Annotated in this window: 10 protein-coding genes and 3 tRNA genes; 4 read left to right on the top strand and 9 right to left on the bottom strand. The window is 73.1% G+C overall.

The features are described 5' to 3' along the window. Positions 1-8: 8 nt before the first annotated feature. The 6 genes from QOZ88_RS02235 to QOZ88_RS02210 all read right to left on the bottom strand — a co-directional run bounded on the left by QOZ88_RS02235 (position 9) and on the right by QOZ88_RS02210 (position 3,911). The gene (locus QOZ88_RS02235; protein ID WP_305998190.1) at positions 9-416 is read right to left on the bottom strand and encodes a MaoC family dehydratase; all 408 of its coding nucleotides are present in this window, start codon (positions 414-416) and stop codon (positions 9-11) included. Continuing rightward, entirely contained in the window at positions 413-859 is a 447-nt protein-coding gene (locus QOZ88_RS02230; RefSeq protein ID WP_305998189.1) for an FAS1-like dehydratase domain-containing protein, read from the bottom strand. The genes QOZ88_RS02235 and QOZ88_RS02230 overlap by 4 nt, the downstream gene beginning before the upstream one ends. 31 nt (positions 860-890) lie before the next feature. Further along, positions 891-1,055, bottom strand: a complete 165-nt coding sequence (rpmG, locus tag QOZ88_RS02225) for a 50S ribosomal protein L33 (RefSeq protein WP_014378026.1) — start codon at positions 1,053-1,055, stop codon at positions 891-893. A 106-nt stretch (positions 1,056-1,161) separates the two neighbouring features. Further along, positions 1,162-1,235, bottom strand: a tRNA-Met gene (locus QOZ88_RS02220). A 56-nt stretch (positions 1,236-1,291) separates the two neighbouring features. Further along, a tRNA-Thr gene (locus tag QOZ88_RS02215) sits at positions 1,292-1,364 on the bottom strand. Between the two features lie 69 nt (positions 1,365-1,433). Next, positions 1,434-3,911 (bottom strand): putative bifunctional diguanylate cyclase/phosphodiesterase, encoded by a 2,478-nt coding sequence (locus QOZ88_RS02210; protein WP_305998188.1) that lies wholly within the window; start codon positions 3,909-3,911, stop codon positions 1,434-1,436. A gap of 760 nt (positions 3,912-4,671) precedes the next feature. On the opposite strand from QOZ88_RS02210, the gene QOZ88_RS02205 reads away from it, so the two are divergent. Then, positions 4,672-5,103 carry a pilus assembly protein TadG-related protein gene (locus tag QOZ88_RS02205; protein WP_305998187.1) on the top strand — a complete coding sequence of 144 codons (432 nt, stop codon included), beginning with the start codon at positions 4,672-4,674 and terminating at the stop codon, positions 5,101-5,103. Positions 5,104-5,158: 55 nt separating this feature from the next. Here QOZ88_RS02205 and QOZ88_RS02200 read toward each other — a convergent pair. Continuing rightward, positions 5,159-5,240, bottom strand: a tRNA-Tyr gene (locus tag QOZ88_RS02200). Between the two features lie 102 nt (positions 5,241-5,342). On the opposite strand from QOZ88_RS02200, the gene QOZ88_RS02195 reads away from it, so the two are divergent. Beyond that, positions 5,343-5,834, top strand: coding sequence for a YajQ family cyclic di-GMP-binding protein (locus tag QOZ88_RS02195; RefSeq protein ID WP_305998186.1), 492 nt, complete (start codon positions 5,343-5,345; stop codon positions 5,832-5,834). 112 nt (positions 5,835-5,946) lie between these two features. On the opposite strand, the gene htpX is transcribed toward QOZ88_RS02195, so the two are convergent. Next, a complete protein-coding gene (gene htpX, locus QOZ88_RS02190; protein WP_091931098.1) occupies positions 5,947-6,816 on the bottom strand; it encodes a zinc metalloprotease HtpX in 870 nt (289 codons plus the stop codon). Between the two features lie 213 nt (positions 6,817-7,029). On the opposite strand from htpX, the gene QOZ88_RS02185 reads away from it, so the two are divergent. Next, on the top strand, positions 7,030-8,991 hold the full coding sequence (locus QOZ88_RS02185) for a 2-oxoacid:acceptor oxidoreductase subunit alpha (protein ID WP_305998185.1): 1,962 nt from the start codon (positions 7,030-7,032) through the stop codon (positions 8,989-8,991). After that, positions 8,988-10,079 carry a 2-oxoacid:ferredoxin oxidoreductase subunit beta gene (locus tag QOZ88_RS02180; RefSeq protein ID WP_305998184.1) on the top strand — a complete coding sequence of 364 codons (1,092 nt, stop codon included), beginning with the start codon at positions 8,988-8,990 and terminating at the stop codon, positions 10,077-10,079. Before QOZ88_RS02185 ends, QOZ88_RS02180 begins: the two co-directional genes overlap by 4 nt. Positions 10,080-10,204: 125 nt before the next feature. On the opposite strand, the gene pdxR is transcribed toward QOZ88_RS02180, so the two are convergent. Then, entirely contained in the window at positions 10,205-11,644 is a 1,440-nt protein-coding gene (gene pdxR / locus QOZ88_RS02175; RefSeq protein WP_305998183.1) for a MocR-like pyridoxine biosynthesis transcription factor PdxR, read from the bottom strand. Positions 11,645-11,698: the final 54 nt, after the last annotated feature.

Raw genomic sequence — 11,698 nt, 5'->3', positions numbered from 1 at the left:
AAGTCCCGTCAACCGAGCCGGACGACCGCGCGGGCGAGGGAGAGCACCTTCTCGCCCTCGCTGGTGACGGTGAGGTCGACCCGCGCCCGCCCGCCGTCCAGCAGGGCGGCCACCGTGCCGCGGACGGTCAGCTCCGCCCCGCTGTCGTCGTCGGGGACGACCACCGGGCGCCCGAAGCGGACCTGGTACTCGAGGAGCGCCGCCGGGTCACCGGTCCAGCCGGTCACCGCCCGCGCCGCCAGCGCCATGGTGAGCATGCCGTGGGCGATCACGCCGGGCAGGCCGACCTCGCGCGCCACCCGCTCGTTCCAGTGGATGGGGTTGAAGTCGCCGGAGGCGCCGGCGTAGCGGACCAGGTCGGCGCGGGTGACCCGGACGACGAGCTCGGGGAGTTCGGTGCCCACCTCCGCGGTCATGCCGCCCCCCGCCCGACGAGCATGGAGGTGGCGGTGCAGACCGCCTCGCCGTCCTCCGTGGCCAGCTCCACCCGGGCCGTCAGCAGGTCGTTGCCGGCGACGGTGCGGGCGGCGTCGATCGTGGTGGTGGCGACCAGCCGGTCGCCGGCCCGGATCGGGCGGTGGTGGGTGAACCGCTGCTCACCGTGGACGACGCGGCTGTAGTCCAGGCCTACCTCGTCGTCCGCGAGCACCACGAAGGCAGCCTCCAGGCTCACCACGATGGCGAAGGTGGGCGGCGCGACGACGTCCGCGTGGCCGGCCGCACGTGCAGCCTCGACGTCGTGGTGCACCGGATCGGTCGCACCGACCGCGGCCGCGAACTCGGCGATCTTCGCCCGGCCGACCTCGTACACGGCAGAGGGCGGGTAGCTGCGCCCGACCAGTGCCCGGTCCAGCGCCATGCTCCCGCCCTCGCCCAGCAGCCGCGGACCGTCAGCGCGTCTCGCGGTGCAGCGTGTGCTTGCGCTCACGCGGGCAGTACTTCTTCAGCTCGAGCCGGTCGGGGTCGTTCCGCCGGTTCTTGCGGGTGATGTAGTTGCGGTTCTTGCACTCCTGGCAGGCCAGGGTGATCTTCGGACGGACGTCGGTGGCTGCCACGGGAGCGCTCCTAGCCTTGTGGGACAGGACCCGGGACCGGGCCCTGCTGCCGCACCGGCTGGAGGCCGACACGGCGACGGACCCGGGTTGCCGGGTCCGTCGGGAGTAGCGGTGACCGGACTTGAACCGGTGACACAGCGATTATGAGCCGCTTGCTCTACCAGGCTGAGCTACACCGCCGGGATGACCACACGGGCCGGTCTCGCGACAGGACCGGTAGGTCAGCTTACTGCCAGAGCCCCTTTACGGAATCGAACCGTAGACCTTCTCCTTACCATGGAGACGCTCTGCCGACTGAGCTAAAGGGGCCTGCTCCGAGGAGCCGTCGAAGACTCTACCTGATGCCTACGGCCTCCCTGCGGGGACCCCCGCGAGCCGTCAGGTGCGGACGAACAGGCGGCGATGGGTGGCCCCCGGCGCGGCGGAGCGCACGCCGGTGCGCGCGAGCAGCCACTTCTCCAGCCGGTCCTCCGGCAGCGGGCGGCTGATCAGGAAGCCCTGCAGCTTGTCGCAGCCCATGGCGATGAGCTGGTTGCGCGTCATCTCGTCCTCGACGCCCTCGGCGACCACGCACAGCCCCAGGTTGTGGGCCAGCTCGATGATCGACCGCGCGATGAAGGACTCCCCCTGGCTGGTGGCCATGGTGAGCACGAAGGACTTGTCGATCTTCAGCTCGTCGATGGGCAGCTGCCGGAGCTGGGAGAGCGATGAGTAGCCGGTGCCGAAGTCGTCCATCGAGAGCCGCAGCCCCAGGTCGTGCAGGTCGTCCAGCACCGAGCTCTCGCGCACCGAGTCGTCGACGACGCTGCTCTCGGTGAGCTCGAGGATCAGCAGCTCCCCGGGCACGCCGTGCCGCTCGAGGGCGCCGCGGATGCGGTCCACCAGGTCGGGCTCGCTGAGGGAGAACGCGGAGACGTTGACCGCGACCGACAGGGAGATCCCCTGGTCCAGCCAGCGCCGGCAGCGGGCCAGCGCGAGGTCCAGGACGTGGTCGGTCACCGCACCGATCCGGCCGATCTGCTCGGCCAGCCCGATCACGTCCTCGGGCGGGATGCTGCCGAAGCGCGGGTGGGTCCAGCGGACCAGGGTCTCCACCGACACGATGTCGGAGGTCTGCGCGTCGATGACCGGCTGGAAGACCACGCCGATCTGCCCGTCGGCCATCGCCTGCGCGAGCTCGGTGCCGAGTTGCAGGCGGCGCAGGCTCTGCTGGTCGAGCACCGGGTGGTAGCTGGCCACGCCACCGGACTCCCCCGCCGCCAGCAGGGCGACGTCCGCGCGCTGCATGAGCGTGCCGGCATCGGTGCCGTGCCCGGGCGCGGCGGCGACGCCGATGGTCAGCGAGACCTCCAGGTCCAGGCCGGCCACGCGGACCCGCGTCGCCGCCGCCTCGCGCAGCCGCCGGGCGGCCTGCTCGGTGGCCGCGAGCGAGAGCCCCGGGAGGAGGACGGCGAACTGCTCGCGCTCCATCCGGGCCAGCAGCGCGCGCGGCGGGGCGTGCTCGCGGAGCAGGCCGGCGGTGACCAGGAGCAGTTCGTCGCTGGCGGCGTGCCCGAGGGTGTCGGTGACGTCGGCGTAGGTGCCCAGGGAGGCCAGGATGAGCCCGGCGCCGGCAGCGGCCGGACCCGCGGCCACGAGGGCGTCGATCTCCGCGGCGAGCCGCTGCCGGTTCGGCAGGCCGGTCAGCCGGTCGTGGTCGGCGTCGAAGCGGATGCGGGTGAGCAGTTGCTGCTGCCGGATCGCCGCGTTGACGTGGGTGAGCATCGACTCGAGGGCACCCCGCTCGCTGCTGCCGAAGGAGACGGCGTCGCTGCGCCGGTCGCACACCTCCAGGTAGCCCGGCTCCCCGGCGGCCGTGGTCACCGGCGCACCCAGCAGCTCCGCGACCCCGCGCCGGGCGAGCGCGGCCGTCTCCGCCTCGTCGGCACGGCCGGCGGAGACGTGCAGGGCCCCGGACGAGGCGACCGCGCGGCGGCGCAGCTCGTCGTCGGGGTCCCCCGGGCCGTCGTACCAGTCGGCGCCGCCCTCGGTGGCGACGACCAGCCGCGGCCCCTCGTCGAGGTAGGGGGGCAGCCACAGGGCGACGCGCTCGGCGTTGAGGAGCTCCTGCACCGCCTGCACGATGTGCCGGGTGCCGACCTCGTCGGGCTGCACCTGCTCGACCCGGCGGGCGAACTCGTAGACCCGCTCCAGCGACTGGCTCTCCCGGGTCACCTCGGCGAACCGGCGGTAGAGCAGGACGAGCGCTGCGGTGAGCGGCGCGAGGATCAGCAGGGACCACAGGGTCGCGTGCAGCAGGAGGAGGATGGCGAGGCCGACGAGGACGGCCACCGGCGAGACGACGACGACGGGCACCAGCAGGCTGGTCCAGACCGAGCGCCCGGGGTAGCCCTGGGTCAGGGTGATCGCCCCGGCCACCATGACGGCGGCGACGGCGTTGGCCGCGAAGACCGCCACGAGGCAGGAGAGCCAGGTGGAGGGCTGGGTGACGTCACCCGCCGACAGCAGGTCGAGCACGAACACCGCGACGGCGCTGTCGATCACCGCCACGGCGACGTTGAAGAGGATCTTGGCCGGCGAGAACCGCTGGACCGCCAGCACGAGCCCGACGGCGGCCGCGCGGGTCACCGCCGTCCACGCCCCGCCGAGCTCCAGCAGGGCGATCACGAAGGCCAGCTCGCTGGCGGAGTTGACGAAGCTCTGGTGGCGGAACTCGATGTGCACGTAGACCCACTCCGCCACCACCGCGGTGAGGAGGACGGCGACCAGGAGCACGCCGTGCACGGGGTCCAGCCCGCGCGACAGGACGGCCGCGCCCAGGGGGACCGCAACCGTGAGCGCCAGCCCTGAGACCACCCAAGGGCTGCGGACGGTACGCGGGCGACTACGCTCGCGAACGTCCTGCTCAGCCACGTGCACGGCACTCTCCCGGGTCGTTGGGCGGGCGAAGGCTAGCAGCGGTGTCGATCACCGCCACCCTCTCCGCACGCGGGAGAGAAACCCGTCCGCGGAGGTCATCGGCACGAGCCTCCCCGAACATGAGACGAGGCAGCCGTTCCGGAGGAACGACTGCCCCGTCGGGACCAGGTGGCCGATCAGGCCTGGCGACCCCAGCGGACGCCACGACCCCAACGCACACCCCGACCCCAACGGACTCCGCGGGCCGAGCTGTCCTCACGCTGCATGCTGCTGTTCATGGCGCCTCCCTCGTGGCACGACTCATTGGCTGGTGCGGCAGCCATCCACGCGCGGGGGCAGAGCGTCGTCGAATACGGACCGCGCGGGAGACACTCCTTCCCGTCACGGGTCGCCACAAGCATGTCGATCACGACACGCCGCGGGAGACGTCATGTCGTGACCATCCGCCACGTTGTTCACACGTGGAGTGATCCATTTCACCGCTGGACCCGGATCCCGACGGGGCCCGCGACCGTGTCCGCGGAGGCCGGCACGGGCCGGGCGGACGGATGCGCGGCGGTCGCGCGGCACCGCGGCACCGCGTCGTCCACAGGCCCGCCCCGGAGGACACGAGGACGGGTGAACCCTCGTCCACAGTGTCCACAGATCGTGTCCACAGGGTGGGGACGACGGTGGCCGGATGCTTACGCTGCCGCGCGTGCGCCCCGACCAGGACGACCGCGAACGCGGCTCGACGCTCCCCTTCGTCCTGGTGTGCTGGCTGGTCGCGGCCCTCATGGCCTTCGGGGCGATCGCCGCGTCCGACGCCTTCCTCGAGCAGCAGGAGGTGCAGTCGACCTGCGACGGCGCCGCCCTGGCCGCGGCCAACCAGGCCGACGAGGCGGTCGTCTACGCCCAGGGGGTGGGCACCGAGCTGCCACTGAGCCGCGCCGCCGCGCAGGCCGCGGTCGGCGACCAGCTGGCCGACGGCCGTACCGCGCTGGACAGCTGGGCGGCCGAGACCGACGGTGCCGAGGTGACGGTGCGCTGCACCCGCCACGTGGACATCGCGTTCGGCTGGCTCTTCCTCGGCGGGCAGCAGCTCGAGCGCACCGCCGTCTCCAGCGCACGCGCACCGACGGCGCCCTGACCCCCGGTACCCGGACGGCCCCCGACCTGGTGGTCGGGGGCCGTCGTACCGGGCGTGGCGGGTGAAGGATTCGAACCTTCGAAGGCTAAGCCGACGGATTTACAGTCCGCTCCCATTGGCCACTCGGGCAACCCGCCGTGTGGGTACCGGGTGACAATACAAGACGACTGACCCAGGGGTGACGGGTCCCCGGCGACGCGACCGGTGCGCCGGACCGGCCCCGTACGGAGAGGAACGACATGGCCGACGCATCCTTCGACGTCGTGAGCAAGGTCGACCGGCAGGAGGTCGACAACGCCCTGAACCAGGCGGGCAAGGAGCTCTCCCAGCGGTTCGACTTCCGCGGCACCAACGCGACCATCGCGTGGGCCGGCGAGGACGGCGTCACGCTGCAGGCGGACACCGAGGAGCGTGTCTCGGCGGCCCTCGAGGTGTTCAAGGAGAAGCTGATCAAGCGGAACATCTCGCTCAAGGTGCTCGACGCCGGCGAGCCCCAGTCCTCGGGGAAGAGCTACAAGATCGGGGCGAAGATCAAGCAGGGCATCGAGTCCGACACCGCCAAGAAGATCGCGAAGCTGATCCGCGACGAGGGCCCCAAGGGCGTCCAGGCGCAGATCCAGGGCGACCAGCTGCGCGTGAGCGGCAAGAAGCGGGACGACCTGCAGGCGGTGCAGCAGCTGCTCCGCGGCGCCGACCTCGACGTCGCCCTGCAGTTCGACAACTACAGGTGAACCCCGCCGCCGGTGGCTGACACCGGGCGTGTGCGCGGACGCGGGGTTCCATGCCGAACCCCTCACCCGCGCACACGCCCGGGCGTCACGGCCCCCGGACGGGGGTCCGCCGTCAGCGCTGGCCGAGCTCGCGGGCCATCTGCTCCAGGCGGGCGATCCGCTGCGGCATGGGCGGGTGGCTGGCGAACAGCGAGGCCAGGCCCTGCCCGCGGAACGGGTTGGCGATCATGAGATGGCTCTGGGTGACCAGCCGCTCCTCCTGGGGCAGCGGGCGGGCCGCCGTCCCCCGCTCGATCACCCGCAGGGCGTCGGCCAGCGCCAGCGGGTCCTGCGACAGCTGGGCGCCGGAGGCGTCGGCCTGGTACTCGCGGCTGCGGCTGACCGCCATCTGCACCAGCCCGGCGGCGAGCGGGCCGAGCAGCATGAGCAGCAGGCCGCCGAGGGCGTTGCCGCCGCCCCGGTCCTCGTCGGAGCGACCGCCGAACAGCGAGGCGAACATCGCCATGTGCGCCAGGTAGGTGATCACCGTGGCCATCGCGCCGGCGACCGAGCTGATGAGGATGTCCCGGTTGTAGACGTGCGAGAGCTCGTGGGCGAGCACGCCGCGCAGCTGCCGCCGGTCGAGCAGCTCGAGGATGCCCTGGGTGACGCAGACGGCCGCGTTGCGCGGGTTGCGGCCGGTCGCGAACGCGTTGGGCTGGTTCGTCGGGCTGACGTAGAGCCGGGGCATGGGCTGGCGCGCCTCGGTCGCGAGCTGGCGCACGATCGCGTAGAGCTGCGGCGCCTGGGTCTCGGTGACCGGGAAGGCCCGCATGGCGCGCAGCGCCAGCTTGTCGGAGTTGAAGTAGGCGTAGCCGTTGACCGCCAGGGCGATGAGCAGCGCGATGAACAGCCCTCCGCGCCCGCCGATCAGCGCGCCGGCCATGAGGATCAGCCCGCCCATCAGACCCAGCAGGAGGGCGGTCTTCAGTCCGTTGGTCATGCGTTGCACGACCCGTCCAACGCCGTCGTCGCACCCCCCGTTCCCGGCCGGCCGGCGACCGCTCCCCCGACCGGGTCCCCTGTGGAATGACCGTGCCGCCACCGCCGTTGCCCCACTGGACGCGGTGGGATCCTCGCCGCTGCGGCGTGTCCGGTTGCACATCCCGGGCGCGTAGACACGCACGTAACCTCGCCCGGTGGAGGTAGACCGCTGATGACTGGCACCAACCCGACCGTTGCGCCGTCGGGATCGAGCGGCGCCCCGGTGCCCGGCTCGGCCCCCGGCGGCCTCGTGAAGAGCGTCGTGGAGCTCGACCGCGTCGTCATCCGGCTGGCCGGTGACTCCGGCGACGGCATGCAGCTGACCGGCAACCGGTTCACCAGCGAGACGGCGTCCTTCGGCAACGACCTCAAGACGCTGCCGAACTTCCCGGCCGAGATCCGGGCCCCCACGGGGACCCTGCCGGGGGTCAGCTCCTTCCAGCTGCAGTTCGCCGACCACGACGTCATGACGCCGGGTGATGCGCCCGACGTGCTGGTCGCGATGAACCCCGCCGCGCTCAAGGCCAACCTCGCCGAGCTACCCGGCGGCGGCCTGCTCATCGTCGACTCCGACGAGTTCACCCCGCGCAACCTGGCCAAGGTCGGTTACGCGACCAGCCCGCTCGAGGACGGCTCCCTCGAGGGCTGGCAGACCGTCAGCGTCCCGCTGACCTCGATGACGACCGATGCGCTCAAGGACTCCGGCCTCGGCAAGAAGGAGGCCGAGCGCAGCAAGAACATGTTCACGCTCGGCCTGCTGAGCTGGATGTACCACCGGCCGACCGAGGGCACCGTCCGCTTCCTGGAGCGCCAGTTCCGCCGCAAGCCCGAGATCGCCGCGGCCAACATCGCCGCCTTCCGCGCCGGCTACAACTACGGCGAGACCACCGAGGCCTTCGCCGTCTCCTACGAGATCAAGCCGGCCCCGATGAAGCCGGGCCGCTACCGGAACATCTCCGGCAACCAGGCCCTGGCCCTCGGGCTCGTCGCCGCCGGCCAGCGCTCCGGGTTGCCGCTGTTCCTGGGGGCCTACCCGATCACCCCGGCGTCGGACATCCTGCACGAGCTGTCGCGGCACAAGGCGTTCGGCGTGCGCACCTTCCAGGCGGAGGACGAGATCGCCGGCATCGGCGCGGCGCTCGGCGCCTCCTTCGGCGGTGCCCTCGGGGTGACGACGACGTCGGGCCCCGGTGTCGCCCTCAAGGCCGAGACCATCGGCCTGGCCGTGATAACGGAGCTGCCGCTGGTGATCGTCGACGTGCAGCGCGGCGGCCCCTCGACCGGGCTGCCCACGAAGACCGAGCAGAGTGACCTGCTGCAGGCGATGTTCGGCCGCAACGGCGAGGCCCCCGTCCCGGTCATCGCACCGCGCTCCCCCGGCGACTGCTTCGACGCCGCCGTCGAGGCGGCGCGGATCGCGCTCGCCTACCGGACGCCGGTGATGCTGCTGTCGGACGGCTACCTGGCCAACGGGGCCGAGCCGTGGGCGATCCCGGACGCGGCCTCGCTGCCCGACCTGGCCCCGGCGGTCGGGTTCGCCACCGAGCCCAACGGCGAGGACGGCGAGTTCCTCCCCTACCTGCGCGACCCCGAGACCCTGGCCCGCGCCTGGGCGATCCCGGGCACCGCGGGGATGCAGCACCGCATCGGCGGGCTGGAGAAGGCCGACCGGACGGGCAACATCTCCTACGACCCGGCCAACCACGACTTCATGACCCGCACCCGCCAGGCGAAGATCGACGGCATCGCCGCGTCGATCCCGCCGACCGACGTCGACGACCCGGACGGCGACGCCCGCGTCGCCGTCATCGGGTGGGGCTCGACCTACGGCCCGATCGGTGCCGCCTGCCGGCGGATCCGCGGGTCCGGCCGGAAGGTCGCCCAGATCCACCTGCGGCACATCAACCCGTTCCCCGCCGACCTCGGCGAGGTCCTGGCCCGGTACGACCGGGTGATCTGCCCGGAGATGAACCTCGGCCAGCTGGCCCTGCTGCTGCGCGCCAAGTACCTGGTCGACGTGCAGAGCCACACCCAGGTGCGCGGCCTGCCCTTCCGCGCGGCCGAGCTGGCCGCCGTGATCCAGGACGCCATCGACACCGGAAACCCCGCAGCCGTGAACGGAGCAGTCCAGTGACCACCGTCGAACTCGGCATGCCCGACGCGCCGACCCCGATCGACGCCGCCATCGCCCGCTCGCTGGAGCAGCACGGTCCCAAGCAGACCGAGCTCAAGGGCAAGGACTTCAAGACCGACCAGGAGGTGCGCTGGTGCCCCGGGTGCGGTGACTACGTCATCCTCAACGCCGTCCAGAGCTTCCTGCCGAGCCTGGGCATCGCGCGCGAGGACATGGTCATCGTCTCGGGCATCGGGTGCTCGTCGCGCTTCCCGTACTACATGAACACCTACGGGATGCACTCGATCCACGGGCGCGCCCCGGCGATCGCGACCGGCCTGGCCGCCTCGCGCCCCGACCTGTCGGTGTGGGTCGTCACCGGCGACGGCGACGCGCTCTCCATCGGCGGCAACCACCTGATCCACGCGCTGCGCCGCAACGTGGACATGACGATCCTGCTGTTCAACAACCGGATCTACGGCCTCACCAAGGGCCAGTACTCGCCCACCTCCGAGGTCGGCAAGGTCACCAAGTCCACGCCGATGGGCTCGCTGGACCACCCGTTCAACCCGGTGTCCCTCGCGATCGGCGCGGACGCCACCTTCGTCGGCCGGGCGATGGACTCCGACCGCAAGGGTCTCACCGAGGTGCTGCGCCAGGCCGCGGAGCACAAGGGCACGTCGCTGGTGGAGATCTACCAGAACTGCAACATCTTCAACGACGGCGCCTTCGAGCTGCTCAAGGACCCGGCGACCGGCCCGATGTGGACGATCCCGCTCCAGCACGGCGAGCCGCTGGTGTTCGGGCCGGACGGCGCCTCGTGCGTGGTCCGCGACGACTTCGGCGGCCTCCGGGTGGCCGAGACCAACCAGGTCGACGCGAGCGAGATCGTCGTCCACGACGCCACCCGCGAGGACCCGTCGTACGCGTTCGCGCTGTCCCGGCTCGCCACGCAGGACCTCCGGTACACCCCCATGGGCGTGTTCCGGAAGGTCGAGAAGGCCACCTACGGGGCGATGATGGCCGAGCAGCTGCACGAGGCCCGGCTGCAGGGCCCCGGCGACCTCGACGCGCTGCTCGCCGGCGGCGACACCTGGGAAGTGCAATGACCCGGTCGTCCTCCGGACGACACCGCCATGACACTGCCGCCCTCCGGACGGCACCGCGATGACACTGCCGTCCTCCGGACGGCACCGCGGCCAACTGCCGTCCCCCGGTGAGCTGAGCCGCCGCGTCACGCCTGCGCGGACCCTCCGGGCCCACTCGGCGCGACCAGGTCCGTCTCCCTCGGGGATGCGGGCCCGCGGCCGTGCTCGCGGAGCACCTCGGTGAGCACCGGCAGGGCCCGGCGCAGCTCCTCGCGCGACGGTGCGGCGAAACCCACGACCAGGCCGGAGCGGCGGGCACCTTCGGAGACGGTGTGCCGGGCCAGGTCGTCCAGGGCGACACCTCGCGCGGCGGCCGCCGTCCGGACCTCCTCCTCCGCCCCGGGACCGGGCAGCGGCACGAGCACGTGCGCCCCCGCGGCGTCGCCCTCCGCCCGGCGGCCGGCGGCCGCGACCGCGGCGCGCACCTCCTCGGCGCGGCCGACCAGCTCCCGCCGCAGCCGGCGCAGGTGCCGGGCGAGGTCGCCCGAGGCCGCGAACGCCGCGAACACCCGCTGCCCGGCCCGCGGCGGCCGCGTGCCGGTCGCGGTGCGCCGGGCCAGCAATGCGCCCCGCAGCGGCCCGGGCGCCACCAGCCATCCGACGCCGAGCGTGGGGCTGACGATCTTGCCGGTCGTGCCCAGGTGCACCACGACGTCGGGCCCCAGCGCTCCCAGCAGCGGCAGCGGCGCGACGTCGTAGCGCAGCTCGCCGTCGTAGTCGTCCTCCAGCACCCACCACCCGTCCGCGCGGGCCCGGGCGACGAGCTCCAGCCGGCGGGCGGCGGACATCCGGCGGCCGAGCGGGTACTGGTGGGCCGGCGTGCAGTAGACGGCGGCCACGTCCGACGGGAGCGCCTCGACGACGAGGCCGTCGTCGTCGACCGCGGCGGGGACGACCTCGACCCCGGCGTCCCGCAGGGCGCCGACGACCCGTTGGTAGCCGGGGTCCTCCACCGCCACGCGGCTACCCGGCGGCAGGGTGCGCGCCACCTCGCCCACCGCCGCCGAGGTGCCGGCCGTGGCCAGCACGTCGTCCGCGCCGGCAGCCAGTCCGCGGTGCCGCAGCAGGTGGTCCGCGACCGCCGACCGGAAGGCCGGGTCCCCGGCCGGCTCCGGGTGGGCGTCGGGTGCGCCGTCGCCGGCGGTCCGCCAGGCGCGCCGCCAGGCTGCGCGGTCGAGCACCTCGAGGCACGGCGACCCGGCGCGCAGGTCGACCAGCGCCGGGGCCTCCGGCGGCCGGCCGGCCGGGACCGGGACGGCCGCGGGGGCCGCCGTCACCGCGCCGAGGACGTAGGTGCCGGCTCCGCGGCGCCCGCCGAGCCAGCCCTCGGCCAGCAGCTGGTCGTAGGCGGCGACGGTCACGGTGCGGCTCACCCCGAGCGCCGCGGCGAACGCGCGCGTCGAGGGCAGCCGGTCGCCGGGGCGCAGCGTGCCGTCGGCGGCCGCGCCGCGCAGCGCCTCGGCCAGCTGCACCGACAGCGGCGTTCCCGAGCCCCGGTCGAGCACCACCGTCGGGACGTCGATCACGGCGCTCCTGCCGACGGGGACGAGTGGACTGGCCGAAATCTAGCGGATTGGCCG

The sequence above is a fragment of the Blastococcus carthaginiensis genome (genome assembly GCF_030731085.1).
Classification (GTDB): domain Bacteria; phylum Actinomycetota; class Actinomycetes; order Mycobacteriales; family Geodermatophilaceae; genus Blastococcus; species Blastococcus carthaginiensis.
This window is presented reverse-complemented; position numbering and strand designations above follow the sequence as displayed.

Bases quoted from the DNA above. Each gene is read 5' to 3' on its own strand.
- QOZ88_RS02195 (WP_305998186.1), top strand. From the start codon at position 5,343: ATGGCCGACGCATCCTTCGACGTCGTGAGCAAGGTCGACCGGCAGGAG.
- QOZ88_RS02230 (WP_305998189.1), bottom strand. From the start codon at position 859: ATGGCGCTGGACCGGGCACTGGTCGGGCGCAGCTACCCGCCCTCTGCC.
- htpX (WP_091931098.1), bottom strand. From the start codon at position 6,816: ATGACCAACGGACTGAAGACCGCCCTCCTGCTGGGTCTGATGGGCGGG.
- QOZ88_RS02185 (WP_305998185.1), top strand. From the start codon at position 7,030: ATGACTGGCACCAACCCGACCGTTGCGCCGTCGGGATCGAGCGGCGCC.
- QOZ88_RS02235 (WP_305998190.1), bottom strand. From the start codon at position 416: ATGACCGCGGAGGTGGGCACCGAACTCCCCGAGCTCGTCGTCCGGGTC.